The 16,277-nt window shown below is 60.9% G+C and carries 12 protein-coding genes, 3 pseudogenes and 1 riboswitch; of the genes and pseudogenes, 13 read left to right on the forward strand and 2 right to left on the reverse strand.

Annotated elements, in window-relative coordinates:
- Window positions 1–305: 305 nt before the first annotated feature.
- Window positions 306–1,961 carry an MFS transporter gene (locus tag NKH05_RS28680; protein WP_353016849.1) on the forward strand — a complete coding sequence of 552 codons (1,656 nt, stop codon included), beginning with the start codon at window positions 306–308 and terminating at the stop codon, window positions 1,959–1,961.
- Between the two features lie 350 nt (window positions 1,962–2,311).
- Here NKH05_RS28680 and NKH05_RS28685 read toward each other — a convergent pair.
- Together NKH05_RS28685 and NKH05_RS28690 are read right to left on the reverse strand one after the other, a co-directional pair.
- A pseudogene (locus NKH05_RS28685) lies at window positions 2,312–2,814 on the reverse strand (valine--tRNA ligase); the annotation flags it as partial.
- Between the two features lie 44 nt (window positions 2,815–2,858).
- Window positions 2,859–4,814, reverse strand: coding sequence for a putative bifunctional diguanylate cyclase/phosphodiesterase (locus tag NKH05_RS28690; RefSeq protein ID WP_353016847.1), 1,956 nt, complete (start codon window positions 4,812–4,814; stop codon window positions 2,859–2,861).
- Window positions 4,815–4,976: 162 nt separating this feature from the next.
- On the opposite strand from NKH05_RS28690, the pseudogene NKH05_RS28695 reads away from it, so the two are divergent.
- From NKH05_RS28695 to NKH05_RS28750, 12 genes and pseudogenes are all read left to right on the forward strand, one after another.
- Window positions 4,977–5,063: pseudogene (locus tag NKH05_RS28695) on the forward strand (6-carboxytetrahydropterin synthase QueD); the annotation flags it as partial.
- Window positions 5,060–5,795: pseudogene (gene queE, locus NKH05_RS28700) on the forward strand (7-carboxy-7-deazaguanine synthase QueE). The pseudogenes NKH05_RS28695 and queE, both read left to right, overlap by 4 nt.
- Window positions 5,796–6,125: 330 nt before the next feature.
- Window positions 6,126–6,242, forward strand: a riboswitch (TPP riboswitch).
- 104 nt (window positions 6,243–6,346) lie between these two features.
- Window positions 6,347–8,182 (forward strand): phosphomethylpyrimidine synthase ThiC, encoded by a 1,836-nt coding sequence (gene thiC / locus NKH05_RS28705; RefSeq protein WP_353026693.1) that lies wholly within the window; start codon window positions 6,347–6,349, stop codon window positions 8,180–8,182.
- Window positions 8,179–9,180: a glycine oxidase ThiO gene (thiO, locus tag NKH05_RS28710; RefSeq protein ID WP_353026694.1), complete on the forward strand. Its 1,002-nt coding sequence runs from the start codon at window positions 8,179–8,181 to the stop codon at window positions 9,178–9,180. Before thiC ends, thiO begins: the two co-directional genes overlap by 4 nt.
- On the forward strand, window positions 9,149–9,346 hold the full coding sequence (thiS, locus tag NKH05_RS28715) for a sulfur carrier protein ThiS (RefSeq protein ID WP_352707700.1): 198 nt from the start codon (window positions 9,149–9,151) through the stop codon (window positions 9,344–9,346). The genes thiO and thiS overlap by 32 nt, the downstream gene beginning before the upstream one ends.
- 3 nt (window positions 9,347–9,349) lie before the next feature.
- The gene (locus tag NKH05_RS28720; protein WP_353026695.1) at window positions 9,350–10,123 is read left to right on the forward strand and encodes a thiazole synthase; all 774 of its coding nucleotides are present in this window, start codon (window positions 9,350–9,352) and stop codon (window positions 10,121–10,123) included.
- Window positions 10,120–10,725, forward strand: coding sequence for a thiamine phosphate synthase (locus NKH05_RS28725; RefSeq protein WP_353026696.1), 606 nt, complete (start codon window positions 10,120–10,122; stop codon window positions 10,723–10,725). The genes NKH05_RS28720 and NKH05_RS28725 overlap by 4 nt, the downstream gene beginning before the upstream one ends.
- Entirely contained in the window at window positions 10,716–11,483 is a 768-nt protein-coding gene (locus NKH05_RS28730; RefSeq protein WP_353026697.1) for a hydroxymethylpyrimidine/phosphomethylpyrimidine kinase, read from the forward strand. The genes NKH05_RS28725 and NKH05_RS28730 overlap by 10 nt, the downstream gene beginning before the upstream one ends.
- 282 nt (window positions 11,484–11,765) lie before the next feature.
- Window positions 11,766–12,881: an alanine dehydrogenase gene (ald, locus tag NKH05_RS28735; RefSeq protein ID WP_353016804.1), complete on the forward strand. Its 1,116-nt coding sequence runs from the start codon at window positions 11,766–11,768 to the stop codon at window positions 12,879–12,881.
- A gap of 716 nt (window positions 12,882–13,597) precedes the next feature.
- Complete coding sequence (locus NKH05_RS28740; protein ID WP_502913285.1) at window positions 13,598–14,647, forward strand: ABC transporter substrate-binding protein; 1,050 nt, start codon at window positions 13,598–13,600, stop codon at window positions 14,645–14,647.
- A gap of 32 nt (window positions 14,648–14,679) precedes the next feature.
- Window positions 14,680–15,552, forward strand: a complete 873-nt coding sequence (locus NKH05_RS28745; protein WP_352707542.1) for an ABC transporter permease — start codon at window positions 14,680–14,682, stop codon at window positions 15,550–15,552.
- Complete coding sequence (locus NKH05_RS28750; protein ID WP_353016802.1) at window positions 15,528–16,274, forward strand: ABC transporter ATP-binding protein; 747 nt, start codon at window positions 15,528–15,530, stop codon at window positions 16,272–16,274. Before NKH05_RS28745 ends, NKH05_RS28750 begins: the two co-directional genes overlap by 25 nt.
- Window positions 16,275–16,277: the final 3 nt, after the last annotated feature.

Below are 16,277 nucleotides of genomic sequence, written 5' to 3' on the forward strand. Positions count from 1 at the left end.
TGAGTGAGTTTTCAACTAAAGAACATGGTCGCGTCTCGGGAAAAGGCATCGCTCAGCAAAGTGCCCGTTGACGAAGCATGGTGCGTCAAACGACAAGCAAGAATCCGGGTTCCACCCAGGTGATGTCTTCGAAGGTGAGGTGAGCCGGCTCGGGCATGCGTCTCGGTCGCAAAACACTGGTCAGAAGGAACTGTGGCCGCATTCGTCGGAAGCAAAAACAGTTTCTCTCAATGTTGCCAGCCGCCACGGTTCAGTCGAGATTACATGCGAGACGGCCAATAACGGAAAGCAAAGGCTCGCAAAAAATGAGTAGGGTGGCTGGGTCAGTTGAAGATTTGGCTGCGCCGACAACGTTTGCGCCCCTCATGCAGCCGACCTTTCGTTCGATCTGGCTCGCCACCCAGGTCTCTTCTCTCGGCTGGTTGATGCAGACTGTTGCCATCAGCTGGCTGATGGCAACGATCTCGACTTCCGATCTGATGGTTGCGTTGGTGCAGGCTTCATCGAACCTCCCCGCTTTCATTTTATCCGTGTTCGCCGGAGTTCTCGCCGACAATTTCAGCCGGCGCCGGGTCATGTTCGCCGGTCGCTGCCTTATGGTGATTGCCTCCGCGATGCTGACCGCGTCCGTGGCGCTGGGCTTTGTCAATCCGTGGATGATCCTCGGCTTCAGCTTTTTGATCGCATCTGGTGGCGCTCTCAACGATCCAGCCTGGCAAGCGTCTGTCGGCGATATCGTGGACCGACGCGATGTTCCCGCGGCCGTCACCTTGCTCTCCGTCGGTTTCAACACTGTAAGGACTGTGGGCCCGGCACTCGGCGGCATCGTGGTTGCCTCGTTTGGGCTTATGACGGCTTTCGCCGTGACCACGCTCACCTACCTGGTCCCTCTGGCCACCATATGGCGCTGCAAGTGGAAGGTTCGTTCTTCGCCTCTGCCGCGTGAGCCGATGAGGACGGCGATCTATGATGGGCTGCGCTTCACGGCGATGTCATCGGAAATCAAGGCGGCGATCGCTCGCGGAACCCTCTTTGGCCTGGCGAGCATCGCCATACTCGCGCTGCTGCCGCTGGTTGTCCGCGATCAGTTGGGAGGAGGACCGCTCGCCTATGGCTCGCTCATGGCCGGCTTCGGGACCGGCGCCGTCTTCGCTGGCATCTCCAACAGCACATTCAGACGGAGCTTGTCGCAGGAGCGGCTGATGAGGCTCTCCTGCGTCGCCTGCGCGGCGTGCTCGCTTTCCCTGGCACTGACCTCTTCGATTGCGGTGGCGGCAATTGCACTTGCTTTGGGCGGCGCGGGTTGGGTCACCGCCTGGTCCGGGGTTGGCGTGAGCGTGCAGCTGGCAAGCCCGCGCTGGGTCGTGGGGCGCACGATCTCCATCTACTATGCATTGATAGACGGCGGCATAGCGGCCGGCAGCTGGGTGTGGGGCACCGTTTCCCAGAACCATTCGCTGACCTGGGCGCTAGAGGGTTCCGCTGCGGCCCTGCTGCTCGTTGCTGCAGCCGGCGTTCTGTTTCCTCTTCGCGAGCGCCGCGAGTCCGAGCCCGATCCTTTGGAGGAATTCGACGCCCCAGCTGTCGCTCTCAGTTTGAAGCCGAGAAGCGGCCCGATCGTGGTCAAGATCGAATATCTGATAGCCGAGAGAAATGTCGAGGCCTTCCTCGACCTCATGCGGCAGCGGCGTCATGTACACAGCCGCGTCGGTGCTCGGAACTGGACGCTCCAGCGCAACCTTCAGAAGCCTATGCAGTGGACAGAAACGTTCCGCACGCCGACCTGGACCGACTACCTTCGCCTCAATCATCGTCTCACGGAAGTAGACAAGGAACTGGACGAGCGTGTCTTCCAGTTACACGCGGGAGAGAAAGCGCCTCAAATGACGCTTTCGATTGAGCGGCCGACAAGCTCGGCCCGGAAACCCGAGCACTCAGTTTTTCGCCATCCCCGTCATTGAAGCCCGCCCGGCACATATCTGGGGCATCAGCGATCGCTTACCTATCGCGCTCAAATGGTGCGGGGCGGAGGCGGACGATCCACCTAGATTCGATGGTCAGTGGCGGAGAAGAACAATGGGCTGCGAGTGCGATCGATCGGCCCCGCCTTGAAGAGCATCGACTGCCAAGCCGCCGCGAGTTGTCTATAAAACATGACTGCAGAGGACATATCGACTGCTCCAGGATTGAAGCTGCCGTGTCGAACTGTCCATGACAAACTAAGGAAAAGTGCTTGTTTCTGCTTGCGGAGCCTGCGACTGCAACAGCACGCGACTATCGCCGCGTGCCGGCCCTGAGTTTGAAGTCTTCCTCAGGCCGCTTCGCAGATCCGGGCCAATGCGACCTTGAGGCTGGCATTTTGTCCCTCCAGTTCGCCGAGACGCTCACTTCGGCGGCGACCACATCCGGTTTCGCGTTGGCAACGAACTTTTCGTTCGAAAGCTTGCCGCAAATACGAGCGGTCTCCTGCTCGGTGTTTGCAATCGCCTTCTCGAGACGCGCCTTTTCAGCAGACACGTCGATCAGGCTCCCGAGAGCAAGGCAGATGGTCGCCTCGTCGAGCACACCCTTGGGTGCCGCGTCGGCGAGCGAGATGTCGCCGACGCGCGCCAGCCGCTTCATCGCCGAGTCCTGGCGAACCAGCCTTTCGCGTGTCAAATCGTTGGCGCCGACCACGACAAGCGGCGCTATCGCCGCCGGCGGCACGTTCATCTCCGAGCGCGCGGAACGGAAGCCGGAGACGAGGTCGACCAGCCAGTTGATCCTCGGCGGCCGCTTCGGCGTGTTCGAATCCGGCGGGGGCCAGGCGGCATGCATGCCCAACCCGACCATCGCCGCCAAAGTGCCAGTCCTGCAATTCAAGGACTTAGCTTCTGACTACACGGCTTCTCAGCAATGCCAGGAATGTCGTCTATCCGGACAGGTTTCCCGATCAAATAGCCTTGAGCTTCATCGCATCTGACGCGGCGCAGAAAGTCGAGCTGTTCGGGAGTTTCTACGCCTTCGGCTGTTACCTCGATTCGAAGCTCGTGCGCCAACTCAACCAGTGATCTTACAATCGCGCCGCAGTCGGCATCAGTCAGCATATCTTGGACAAAAGATCGGTCGATCTTGAGCCGCGAAAGAGGCAGTTTACGAAGGTAAGTGAGTGACGAATAGCCGGTGCCAAAATCGTCAAGAGCAACTGTGACGGATAGCGAAACTAACGATTGTAATAATGAAATCGTTTCTTGAAAATTCGAAATCAGCACAGTTTCTGTGATCTCGACCTCCAGTCTTCGGGGCTCCAACCCGGCTTCAGCCAAGGCCACTTCAATTCCATCCAGCAAGGCCTTGTTCTTAAGCTGCACTACCGACAAATTGACGGAGACCCGCAAGTCGCGCGGCCAGCGCGCAGCCGCCAAACAAGCCGTTTTGATGACCCAGTATCCGATGGAGTGAATCAAACCCGTTTCTTCAGCGATGGTTATGAACTCCGACGGAGGGATCGCGCCAAGGGTCGGATGCTGCCACCGCAGCAGGGCTTCAAAACCTCGAATGCGATCGATCGCGAGATCGAGAAAGGGTTGAAATGCGAGCGAAAGCTGGTCATTGGCCAGCGCAGAAGCCAGATCGCGTTCAAGGGCATGGCGCCTTGCAGCAGCTTCATCGTCGCATGGGCTGAAGAACTGGATGGACCCCGCCAGCGTCTTAGCCCTGTATAGCGCGGTGTCGACGCACCGCAGGAGTTGGTTGGTATCCAAACCGTCCGTGGGCGCCCGAGCGATACCGAGAGAGGCCTTGCAATATATTTCGCGTCCTTCGATCAAGAAAGGGGCGCGCATGCCATCTATAATCTGTTTGGCTAAGGACCTGATTTGATCTGGCCTGATATCGCGCGTAGCGATTATTGCAAATTCATGCCCCTCCAATCTCGCGATGCTATCGCTCTCCCGCGTCGATTTCCGAAGTCTCGCAGCCACTTCGACCAAAAGGGCATCCGCCATTGGTCGGCCAAAGCGGTCATTCACCTCGTCGAAATTGTTAAGATCGAACAAAAGTAACGCAAAGTGCTGGTCAAACTGCTTTGCGTCCACCAACGCGTTCTCCAACCGCTCATTGAAGCTGAACCGGTTCGGCAAACTCGTTAGAACATCCCTGCGAATGGCACTTTCGCTTTCCGCTTGCAGAATGAAGCGTTGGGTGAATTCGACTGCGTGGGCAAGCACTGCACGAAACAGCGTGATGGCGTAACTCACTATCAGGATTGCGACGGGCAGATTGACCGCGTCTCCCGCCCCCACAATCGCAACCGCCGAACCGAGGAAGATCGGTAGCGTATACGCGACGGCCGCAATAGGAATCGTGGAAAAAGAAGCGGCACCGCCTGCGATCATCCCCGCGCTCAGGCAGGTAATGACGACCTGGGCTGCGCTTGTTGCCCCGCTGAAGAACAGAACGGGAAGTGCTCCCCACCAGGTGCCGAACAAGAACGCGTTCCGCACCAGGTTTTGCGTTGTCCGGCGAGACACTGACCTTGGTTTGACTGACTGAAACGATGATCTCGCTCTTAGGCCTACGAACCCAGCGGCGACGATGATAACACTCGCCCAGAGGACGGCTTTCGTTTGGTCGGGCGAGCCCCAAACCGCCATAACAAAAGTGGCCGCATTGAGTATGTTCGCAACCATGCCAAGAGGCGTGTTGCGAAGCACGATACTGACCTGCTCCGCTCGTATTCGGCCGGCAAGCGGTTCAATTGTCGAGGGTCCGCCAAAAGCCCGCAGATCTCCCGCCAGAAGGTCACCGAACCTTGCGGTAGACAGACGCTGCATCACTCTGTCACTCCCCCGCCCTAGAGTAGTCGCTGCGTGTTGGTCCCCTAGCACCGAACAATTCGGAAAAGGTAAATTTTGACCGCAAAATTGGGAAACCAAGGGGTCCCAAATTCGAAGATAACGAAAAACGCAACGCTCCCTTGCGAAATCGCCCCCCTCTACGACTGGTGCAAGGTGAGGCTACCCGAAACCTCCGCTGTGCGGGTGAGCGAGACACCGAAAACCTGGGCGGAATACCGGCCATGACCTGCACGCTGGATCCCGGAATCCAAGTGAGCGAGATCTTCGGCCCGACCATCCATGGTGAAGGCATGCTTGTCGGCTTGCCGACGGTGTTCGTTCGAACGGGCGGATGCGATTATCGCTGTTCCTGGTGCGACAGCCTGCATGCCGTGGACAATCGCTTCCGCCATGAATGGAAGACCATGTCCACAGACGCGATCCGGCAAGAGGTCAATGCGCTTCGGGTGGCCGACCAATAATGGTGTCGCTATCAGGCGGCAATCGGGCCATCCAGCCGCTCGGCGCGTTGATCGAACACGGACATCGGAACGGCTACCGCTTTGCGTCGGAAACCCAAGGTTCCGTGGCCAGGGACTGGTTTGCCGAGCTTGATGCCCTGATTCTAAGCCCAAAGCCGCCATCGAGCGAAATGACGACCGATTGGGCTGCGTTCGAGGCGTGCGTCGAGGCGGCGAGGGATAAGCCGCAAATCGTGCTCAAGCTCGTGGTGTTCGACGAAAAGAGACTACGCCTATGCCAAGGATGCCGCCGCGCGTTATCCGCAACTGCCTGTGTATCTGCAGCCCGGCAACACACCGCCGCGCCGTTATGACGAAGAAGCGCTCATTGACCTGGACGGCATAATGAAACGCATGGAATGGTTGGTGGAAACGGTGACTCCGTGACAGATGGTTTGAGGCGCGCGTCCTGCCGCAGCTTCATGTTCTGCTGTGGGGCAACAAAAGGGGCGTCTAGCCCGCGCAGTGCTGGTAGCTGGAATGCGCCTGGCCGAGGCGGCCTCTCCCGGTTGCGGAGCACTTCGTTCGGGCCACCTGCTATAGTAATTTTCGAGAATTTCGTGAAAATCTCCGAAGTAATTTGCCGGCTTAAGATCATTGAACAAGCAGTTCCGTCGACGTCAATGTCACATCAAGTTTGACGAGGAAAATGCGGCTTTTGCCACACCTGCCCCGCGGTAACTTCTCCGCGACCCATGGCTTGCCCTTCCGCCCGATTTGATTGGCCGCCAGCCGTCGGCACGGCCCAAATGCGCTTGACAAATCGACGCCGGCCCGTTCAACCTGAGGCATTCACCAGGGGAGTCCCGGCAAGGGGCTGAGATACTGCTGGCTTTCGCGGCGCAGTGACCCGTTGAACCTGATCCAGTTCATACTGGCGGAGGGACGGTGCAAGCGCTTTGCGGGAGTTCACGCCCGAGGTCCTGTTTCGAGCAGGTCTACAGAAGCGTCTTTTCATCCTTCCGGCACAGAACTGGGTCTCCAATGCATAAGCAAAGGAGCCTCAAGATGAATGGCCTCACCCCCGCCGTCTCGACGGGACCGCTGCCTGCCTCACGCAAGATCCACAAGCCTGGCAGCATTCACCCGCAGATCAGGGTGCCGATGCGCGAAATCTCCGTCCATCCGACGGCAGGCGAGCCGCCGGTGACCGCTTACGATCCGTCCGGCCCCTATACCGACCCGACTGTCGAAACCAGCATCGAAAAGGGTCTCGCCAGGTTTCGCCACGAATGGATCATGGCCCGAGGCGATGTCGAAGCCTATGACGGCCGCCATGTCCGGCCGGAAGACAATGGATTTGTGACTGGCGAGCGCCTGACGCCGGAGTTTCCCATTCGTCACCGACCGCTCAAGGCCAAGGCAGGCAAGGCGGTGACCCAGCTTGCCTATGCGCGCGCCGGCATCATCACGCCCGAAATGGAGTTCGCCGCCATCCGCGAGAACCTCGGCCGTGAGATCTTGAGCGGCAAGCTGCAGCGCGACGGCGAGCCTTTCGGCGCGACGCTGCCCGATTTCGTCACGCCGGAATTCGTGCGCGACGAAGTGGCGCGCGGGCGCGCAATCATTCCCGCCAACATCAACCATCCCGAGAGCGAGCCGATGATCATCGGCCGCAATTTCCTGGTCAAGATCAACGCCAATATCGGTAACTCCGCCGTCACATCGTCGATGGCTGAAGAGGTCGAAAAGATGGTGTGGGCGATCCGCTGGGGCGCCGACACGGTGATGGATCTGTCGACCGGCCGCAACATCCACAACATCCGCGAATGGATCGTGCGCAACTCGCCGGTGCCGATCGGCACGGTGCCGCTCTACCAGGCGCTCGAAAAGGTTGGTGGCATCGCCGAGGACCTGACCTGGGAGGTCTACCGCGACACGTTGATCGAGCAGGCCGAGCAGGGCGTTGACTATTTCACGATCCACGCCGGCGTGCGGCTGCATTACATCCCGCTGACCGTTGACCGGGTCACGGGTATCGTCTCGCGCGGCGGCTCGATCATGGCAAAATGGTGCCTGCACCATCACCGGGAAAGCTTCCTCTACGAGCACTTTGCGGAGATCTGCGACATCTGCCGCGCTTATGACGTCTCCTTCTCGCTCGGCGACGGCCTTCGTCCCGGCTCGATCGCCGACGCCAACGACGCGGCGCAATTCGCCGAGCTGGAAACGCTCGGCGAGCTGACGCAGATCGCCTGGGCGAAAGATTGCCAGGTGATGATCGAGGGGCCCGGCCACGTGCCGATGCACAAGATCAAGGCGAACATGGACAAGCAGCTCGCCGTCTGTGGCGAGGCGCCGTTCTATACGCTTGGACCGCTGACGACCGACATCGCGCCGGGCTACGACCACATCACTTCCGGCATCGGCGCGGCGATGATCGGCTGGTTCGGAACGGCCATGCTCTGCTACGTCACGCCCAAGGAGCATCTCGGCCTTCCCGACCGCGATGACGTCAAGACCGGCGTGATCACCTACAAGATCGCAGCGCACGCCGCCGACCTGGCGAAGGGTCATCCGGCGGCGAAAGTCAGGGATGATGCCCTTTCCCGCGCGCGCTTCGAGTTCCGATGGGAGGACCAGTTCAACCTGTCGCTTGATCCAGAAACCGCGCGGTCTTTCCACGACCAGACCTTGCCCAAGGAGGCGCACAAGCTGGCGCATTTCTGCTCGATGTGCGGGCCGAAATTCTGTTCCATGCGTATCTCTCACGACATCCGCGCCGAGGCACAGAAAGAGGGCATGGCGGCGATGGCGGCGAAATACCGCGAGGGCGGCGATCTCTACGTGCCAGCGGACGAGATCGGCGCACCGCTCACGCCTCAGCCAGGTAAGCCATCATGAAGGTGCTGATAAAGGGGGCCGGCGTCGCCGGCCTCACCGCCGCCTTCGAACTCGCCGCACGCGGCGCGGCGACCACCGTTGCCGAGACAAGGCCTGCCATCGAGGGCAATGCGTCGTGGTTCGCCGGTGGTATGCTCGCGCCATGGTGCGAGCGTGAAAGCGCCGAGCAGCCGGTGCTGGATCTCGGACGCGACGCCGCCGACTGGTGGGATGCGGTGCTACCGGGTCAGGTGATACGTGCCGGAACGTTGGTCGTGGCCGCGCTGCGTGATACTGGCGAGCTCGACCGGTTCGCCAGCCGCACGTCGGGATATCGGCGGGTCGCCGAAAATGAAATTTCGCTCCTGGAACCCGACCTCGCCGGCCGCTTCTGGCGCGGATTGCTCTTCCCCGATGAGGCTCATCTCGACCCGCGCCAGGCGATGGTAGCACTTCATGACAAGCTCGCGGCCATGGGCGTCGAATTCCGCTTCGGCGCCGACGCCCAGCCTGTTTCCGGTTTCGATCGTCAGATCGACTGCACTGGAATCGCAGCAGCCGATGACAGGCTGCGCGGCGTTCGCGGCGAAATGCTGATCCTGCGCACGCCTGATATCTCGCTGTCGCGCCCGGTCAGGCTGCTGCATCCGCGCTTTCCGCTTTATGCGGTGCCGCGTGCCGACACGCAGTTCATGATCGGCGCGACTATGGTTGAAAGCCAGTCCGCCGGACCGGTGACGGCGCGTTCGATGATGGAACTGCTCGGTGCCGCCTATGCCCTCCACCCGGCTTTTGGCGAGGCCGGGATCGTTGAAACAGGTGTCGGCATCCGTCCAGCCTTTCCCGACAATCTGCCGCGCGTGGAGGCACTTGGAACTGCCGTCGCGATCAATGGACTCTATCGCCATGGTTTTCTTCTCGCCCCTGCCATGGCGCGCCAGGCTGCCGACCTCGTTTTCAATCAAGACGCAACCAAGGAACTTGCTCATGAAACTGATGGTCAACGGCGAAGCGCATGAGGTTGCCGCCGCCACGCTGGCCGAACTGCTTGTCGCGCTCGACTATGAGGGCGATTGGCTGGCGACGGCGGTCAACAGCGACCTCGTGCACAAAGCCAAGCGGGCGGAATTCCAGTTGAGTGACGGCGACCGGATCGAAATCCTCTCGCCCATGCAAGGCGGTTAGACCATGTTAGAGCTTTATGGAACCGAGCTTCCGTCGCGCCTGCTTCTCGGTACCGCTCAATATCCTTCGCCGGCCATCCTTGCCGAGGCCGTCAAGGCGTCGGGAACCTCGGTGGTGACCGTCTCGCTGCGCCGTGAGATGGCAGGCGGCAGGGCTGGCGAAAAATTCTGGTCGTTGATCCGCTCGCTCGGCGTCAGAATCCTGCCCAACACTGCTGGCTGTCACTCCGTCAAGGAAGCGGTCACGACCGCGAAAATGGCGCGCGAGGTCTTCGGCACCAGCTGGATCAAGCTCGAAGTGATCGGCAATCACGACACGCTGCAGCCGGACGTGTTCGGCCTGGTCCAAGCCGCGCGCATCCTGTGCGAGGACGGTTTTGATGTATTCCCTTATACCACCGATGACCTTGTCGTCGCCGAGCGGCTGCTCGAGGCGGGCTGCAAGGTTTTGATGCCATGGTGCGCGCCGATCGGTTCGGCGCTGGGGCCGGTCAACATCACAGCGCTGCGCTCGATGCGCGGACATTTCCCTGGCGTCCCGCTGATTGTGGATGCGGGGCTGGGACGACCTTCGCACGCGGCCACCGTCATGGAATTCGGCTTTGACGCCGTCCTCCTGAACACAGCGGTCGCCAGGGCGGCCGATCCGGTCGGCATGGCGCGTGCGTTCGGCAAGGCGGTCGACGCCGGCCGTGAGGCTTTCAGTTCGGGAATGCTCGAACCGCGCGACGTCGCCGTGCCATCGACACCGACGATCGGCAGAGCAGTTTTTTCATGAAGCTCGATCCCTTCTACCTGATCGTCGACAGCGCTGCCTGGATCGAACGGCTAGTGCCACTCGGCGTCAGGCTGGTGCAGCTGCGCATCAAGGATAGGGACGAGGTCACGCTACGGACGGATATCCGCCGTGCGAATGGCGTCTGCGCGGTCCATGGTTGCCAACTGATCGTCAACGACTATTGGCGGCTCGCCATTGAGGAAGGCTGCGACTTCGTACATCTCGGCCAAGAGGATTTGGCTGCGGCTGACCTGCTGGCGATTAAGTACGCCGGATTGAAGCTCGGGCTTTCGACCCACGATCACGCCGAACTCGAAGCGGCGCTAGCGGCCGAGCCGGACTATGTGGCCCTGGGGCCTATTTATCCCACTAGCCTCAAGAACATGAAATGGGCGCCGCAAGGGCTCGAGCGGATCAGCAAATGGAAGCATCGGGTAGCGCCGATCCCATTGGTCGCCATCGGCGGCCTCAACCCCGACCGGCTCGACAGTGTCTTTGAGGCTGGTGCGGACAGCGCGGCCGTGGTGACCGACATCACGCTCAACGCCGATCCCGAAACGCGCACGCGAGAATGGATCGAAAGGACAGAGAAATGGCGCTGAGGCGAGAAGCGCATGTGCTCCTTGTCAGTGGATCGGACTCGAGCGGTGGGGCTGGAATTGCACGCGATATCGAGACGATCTCCTCCCTTGGTGTGCGCACCTGCCTGGCTGTCACCGCGCTGACGGTGCAAACGCACGAAACCGTCATGGCAGTCCATCCTTCTCAGCCCGATCTCGTGGCCGATCAGATGCGCGCTGCGCTGCAGGCCAACAATGTGACGGCCATCAAGATCGGCATGCTCGCAACCGCTGAGATCGTGGCTGGCGTTGCCGCCGTGCTGCGCGAAAATCCGCAGGTGCCGGCAGTCCTCGACCCGGTTCTGGTCTCCACTTCAGGTCGAGCGCTACTCGAAACGGACGCCATCGCCGCCATGAAACGTGATCTGATGCCGTTTTGCCGTCTCGTCACACCCAATCTTTTCGAGCTGGCGCTCCTTGTTGGCGCTGAACCGGCGGCGAACGAGAGCGATGCGGTGAGACAGGGACGGAAATTGCTGGCAGTCGGCGCACAGGCCCTGCTGATCAAGGGCGGCCACGCGGCGGGACCCCGATCGACCGATATTCTGTTGCGCTTGGATCAAGGACCAATCCGCTTTGACATGCCGCGCCTTGCCGTATCGATACGCGGGACGGGCTGCATGCTGGCCAGCGCGATTGCAGCGCATCTGGCGAACGCGAGATCACTTGAAGACAGCGTGCGTGAAGGCAAGCTGTTTGCTTTCAAGAGGCTCCAAAAGAATGCAGCCGGACGAAATTGACTTTGCCTCGATCAATCCAATCGCGGCCCCACAATCACGATATCCACGCTATGTCCGCGCATCGCAAGATGTCCGCCATCCTTCTGCAAAGCCTCGAGGATGGCGATATCGATCCTGTCGAGCGGCATTTTTCGTGACTCGTGCGAAAATCCTGCGATTTCTCGCAACGATTATCGAACGCGCGATCCCGCGCAAGCGCATTCGCAAACACCTGCGCAACGATTCATGGTTCACTACACTAGACAGGGAGTGAGCCCAAAAAGGGCGGGATCAGGAGAAAAGATGCGCGTCGGTTGCCCCCGGGAAATCAAGAACCATGAATACCGCGTCGGCCTGACACCGGGTTCGGTCCGTGAATATGTCGCTCATGGCCACGAGGTGCTGGTCGAGACCGGCGCCGGTGCAGGCATCGGCGCCGATGACAACGCGTATCGCGCCGCCGGCGCCACGATCGCCAAGACGGCAGCCGACGTGTTTGCCAAGTCCGACATGATCGTGAAGGTCAAGGAGCCGCAGCCCAACGAATGGGTTCAGCTCCGCGACGGCCAGATCCTCTATACCTATCTGCATCTTGCCCCGGATCCGGAGCAGACCAAGGGCCTGCTGGCCTCCGGCGTGACCGCAATCGCCTACGAGACCGTGACCGACGATCGTGGCGGCCTGCCGCTGCTGGCGCCCATGTCTGAAGTCGCCGGACGCCTGTCGATCCAGGCGGGGGCAACGGCGCTGCAGAAGGCCAATGGCGGCCGCGGCGTGCTGCTTGGCGGCGTGCCCGGCGTGCTGCCCGGCAAGGTCACCGTGCTTGGCGGCGGCGTCGTCGGCCTGCATGCTGCACGGATGGCCGCCGGCCTTGGCGCCGACGTCACCATCATTGACCGCTCGATCCCGCGCCTGCGTCAGCTCGACGACATCTTTGGCGGCCGCGTCCACACCCGCTACTCGACCGTCGAGGCGCTGGAGGAAGAATGTTTTTCGGCTGACATCGTCGTCGGCGCCGTGCTGATCCCGGGGGCAGCAGCGCCCAAGCTGGTGACGCGCGAAATGCTGTCGGGCATGAAGAAAGGCGCCGTGCTGGTCGACGTCGCCATCGACCAGGGCGGCTGCTTCGAGACCTCGCACGCCACCACCCATGCCGAGCCGACCTATGAGGTCGACGGCGTCATCCACTATTGCGTCGCCAACATGCCGGGTGCGGTGCCGGTCACCTCGGCCCACGCGCTCAATAATGCGACGCTGCATTATGGCCTGCAGCTCGCCGACAAGGGCATAAAGGCGCTGGTAGACGACCACCATCTGCGCAACGGGCTGAACGTCCACAAGGGCAAGATCACGAATCGCGCAGTGGCCGAAGCGCTCGGTTACGACCTGGTCGAGCCGAAGGCCGTTCTCGCCGCCTGAGCTTCCGAATCTGCCTCTCCAGTGCCCGTCGGATTCGTCCGACGGGTTTTTTTCGGTCAGACCTGTCTCCTCTCCCGTTTCCACCAACGTCCGCGGTGAAGCTTCATGCGCGAGACGCCGGTCGCCGATGAAGCTGATCGCGTTCTCACCAGACCGGCCTGACGAACTCCCTCCAGCCCCTCTCCGAGGCACAAGCGTTGGCGGCTCTGGCTGGTCGGTGCAATCGATCCCCTATCCGATCGTTACTGACGAACAGAAGAACCTGCCCCACCGACGGGTCAGATTCTGCCGCATTATTTGTGTCCTAGTCGTACAGGCGCCATTTTTATCTCGACCGCCTAATGATCACAGTTGAACTGTCAATGTGATACCAGCGTGCGCGGTCCTATGCGGCAATGCGTTCACGCCCGTCACGATCTGCAAGCTCGGGTCCGGTCGGCGCGCCGGTGCCAGCTCTGTCGTCAACAGCCCCCAGGCATCGGCTCGATACGGTCCAGGCATGAAGCTTCTGGATGAGCTTTGGTGGGGATGTTCCTCGCCGAGGTGCTGCTTCGCAGTCCGAAGCTTTGTGAACGACGTGTGCCCAAAATGAGCATTGCAGGCGAACAGCTTTTCCTTCCGGCGGCAAAGAACAGCATCCGGTACTTTATAGTCTACGAAATTGATAGACATAATCAGATGAGCTTGGGCCTTATCAATTGGAGAGAGAGACGATGATGTTGGCTGTGAAGTTTTCGAGAAGGAAGTTTGGTGCATTGGTCGCCGCTTTGGCGGTAACCTTGGTCGCGTCTTCCTCCGCTTTCAGGACCGAGGCGGGCAGTCCGGACACGGGTAAACTGCCGACCAAAATCCCGGAGGGCACTGTGCTTCGTATCGGCGATCCGGAGACGCAAAGGGCACTGGAACTCTCGGGTCTGATCGACCAGCTACCCTTCAAGGTTGAATGGGCCAACATCAGCGGCGGTCCGCAGACAATCGAAGCTTTTCGCGCCGATGCATTGGACGTCGGATCGGTCGCCGACATTCCGCCCATCCACGCGACCTGGACTGGGCTCAAGGTCAAGATCATTGCTGCGAAGTTCCGCAGGGATCCGGTTTCACACCCGATTTATCAACTCGGCATTGCGCCGGGCGTCGAGGTCAAGACGCTCGCGGATTTGCGCGGCAAACGGATCGCCTTCAGCCCTGGTCAGGCGCAAGGCGCGCTGGTGCTGAGGGTCCTGCAGGCCGTCGGCCTGAACAAGGAGGATGTAAATCTCATCGAACTGCCCAGCAAAGGCGATGCGTATCCGGTGGCACTTGCTAGCAAGCAAGTCGATGTCGCGCCGATCTGGGGCGTCCTCGTCAAGCGCTATCTGCGCCAGTATGGGGCGGACGGCGCCACCACCATCCCGCACGGCTTGCGTGATGATCCAGACCATCTTTACGCCCCGCAGGCCGTGCTCGACGACCCGGCCAAGGCTGCCGCTCTCGGCGAATATGTGCGCTACTGGGCACTTGCGGCCCGATGGGTAGAGCAGCACCCGAAAGAGTGGATCGAGGGCTACTACGTCGCCACCCAGGGCCTCAACAGCGAAGATGGCCAGTATCTCGTCGAAGCCGACGGACGGTTTGACATTCCATCCGACTGGAACGATGTGATCGTGCGCCAGCAAGCGACGATCGATCTCCTGGCCAAAGAGCTGAACAAGCCTCGTATCCAGGCCGAGGATCTTTTCGACAGGCGCTTCGAGACGATCGCCGCAAATGCGCTGAACGCGTCCTGACGACCTGCTTCCCAGCACTGGAGACGACGCAGATGAACGCAATCTCACATACCGCCGCAGTTGCACGCCCTATCCCTTACGAAAGGGGGTTGATTGCGCCCGCTGAACAGGCTCGCAAGGCGGGAACGAGGCGCCGCCTCGCCCTCGGACGGGCGATCCCGTTTGGCGCGATGATCGGGCCCGCACTGCTTCTCGTGATCTGGTCCATCGGCAGCGTCGCCGGTTTTATCGATCCACGAACGCTGCCGGCGCCTTGGTCGGTTGTCGCCACTGCCATCGATCTCATCGCCACAGGGAAGCTCCAGGATCATTTCGTGACGTCTGCCTGGCGGGCAGCGCAGGGTCTGGTGTTCGGCATCCTGATCGGGACCGTGCTTGCTCTCATTTCAGGGTTGTCCCGGTTGGGCGAGGCGATCATTGACGGCCCCGTTCAGATCAAGCGAGCCATACCGACGCTGGCTCTGATCCCGCTGCTGATGCTCTGGTTCGGCATTGGCGAGGGCATGAAGGTGACGACTATCGCCTTGGCCGTACTGATCCCGATCTATGTCCAGACCCACAGCAGCTTGCGCGGCATAGACAACCGATATGTTGAACTGGCCCAGACCTTGCGAATGGGCTACGGCGAATTCATCCGCCAGGTCATCCTGCCAGGCGCCCTTCCAGGCTTTTTCCTCGGCCTGCGTTTCGCAGTGACCTATGCCTGGCTGTCGCTGGTCGTCGTCGAACAGGTCAATGCCACGAGCGGCATCGGCTACATGATCGATCTTGCACGCAACTATGGCCAGACTGACATCGTCATCGTCGGTCTTGCCGTCTACGCGTTGCTCGGTCTCGCCTGCGACGGCATCGTCCGCTTCTTCCAGGAAAGGTCCCTGTCATGGCGTCGCACTTTGGCGGATTGAGTGGCGCGCCCGTGGTGCACGTCGAGAGCCTTGTGAGAAGGTTCGGGCCGCGAACCATCCTCGACGGCCTCAGTCTCGGCATCGAGAAGGGAGAGTTCGTCGCCCTTCTCGGCCGCAGCGGGTCGGGCAAGAGTACATTGTTGCGCGCGCTCGCCGATCTCGATGACAAAGTCTCGGGGTCCGGCCGACTGGAAACACCCGATAAGAAGTCGGTGGTGTTTCAGGATGCGCGGCTGTTGCCATGGAAACGAGTGCTGGAGAATGTCGTTCTTGGCCTCGGCCTGCCGGACGCCGCAGAACGCGGACGCGCAGCTCTCGAAGAGGTTGGCCTGAGCGGCCGCGAGACCGCCTGGCCGGTCGAACTCTCTGGAGGCGAGCAGCAGCGGGTGGCATTGGCGCGCTCGCTTGTTCGAGACCCTGAACTGCTGCTGGCCGATGAGCCGTTCGGCGCGCTCGACGCCTTGACCCGCCTGCGCATGCGCGATCTGCTGCGCCAGCTGTGTGCTCGTCACCAGCCGGCCGTCCTGCTGGTCACCCATGATGTCGATGAAGCCGTGATGCTGGCGGACCGAGTCTTGGTACTCGACAGCGGCGCGATCGCCGCCGACATCGCTGTCAATGTCACCAAACCCCGCAATCATGGCGATCGCCGGTTCGGCGAGATCCGCTCCGAACTTCTGCGTCATCTCGGCGTCGACACAGCGCCGGCTCTGCCCGTCTGAGGC

Source organism: Mesorhizobium sp. M1399 (assembly GCF_040317735.1).
Classification (GTDB): Bacteria; Pseudomonadota; Alphaproteobacteria; order Rhizobiales; family Rhizobiaceae; genus Mesorhizobium.

Bases quoted from the DNA above. Each gene is read 5' to 3' on its own strand.
- NKH05_RS28680 (WP_353016849.1), top strand. From the start codon at position 306: ATGAGTAGGGTGGCTGGGTCAGTTGAAGATTTGGCTGCGCCGACAACG.
- NKH05_RS28690 (WP_353016847.1), bottom strand. From the start codon at position 4,814: ATGCAGCGTCTGTCTACCGCAAGGTTCGGTGACCTTCTGGCGGGAGAT.
- NKH05_RS28730 (WP_353026697.1), top strand. From the start codon at position 10,716: ATGGCGCTGAGGCGAGAAGCGCATGTGCTCCTTGTCAGTGGATCGGAC.
- thiO (WP_353026694.1), top strand. From the start codon at position 8,179: ATGAAGGTGCTGATAAAGGGGGCCGGCGTCGCCGGCCTCACCGCCGCC.
- NKH05_RS28745 (WP_352707542.1), top strand. From the start codon at position 14,680: ATGAACGCAATCTCACATACCGCCGCAGTTGCACGCCCTATCCCTTAC.
- NKH05_RS28740 (WP_502913285.1), top strand. From the start codon at position 13,598: ATGTTGGCTGTGAAGTTTTCGAGAAGGAAGTTTGGTGCATTGGTCGCC.
- NKH05_RS28725 (WP_353026696.1), top strand. From the start codon at position 10,120: ATGAAGCTCGATCCCTTCTACCTGATCGTCGACAGCGCTGCCTGGATC.
- NKH05_RS28720 (WP_353026695.1), top strand. From the start codon at position 9,350: ATGTTAGAGCTTTATGGAACCGAGCTTCCGTCGCGCCTGCTTCTCGGT.
- thiS (WP_352707700.1), top strand. From the start codon at position 9,149: ATGAAACTGATGGTCAACGGCGAAGCGCATGAGGTTGCCGCCGCCACG.
- thiC (WP_353026693.1), top strand. From the start codon at position 6,347: ATGAATGGCCTCACCCCCGCCGTCTCGACGGGACCGCTGCCTGCCTCA.
- NKH05_RS28750 (WP_353016802.1), top strand. From the start codon at position 15,528: ATGGCGTCGCACTTTGGCGGATTGAGTGGCGCGCCCGTGGTGCACGTC.
- ald (WP_353016804.1), top strand. From the start codon at position 11,766: ATGCGCGTCGGTTGCCCCCGGGAAATCAAGAACCATGAATACCGCGTC.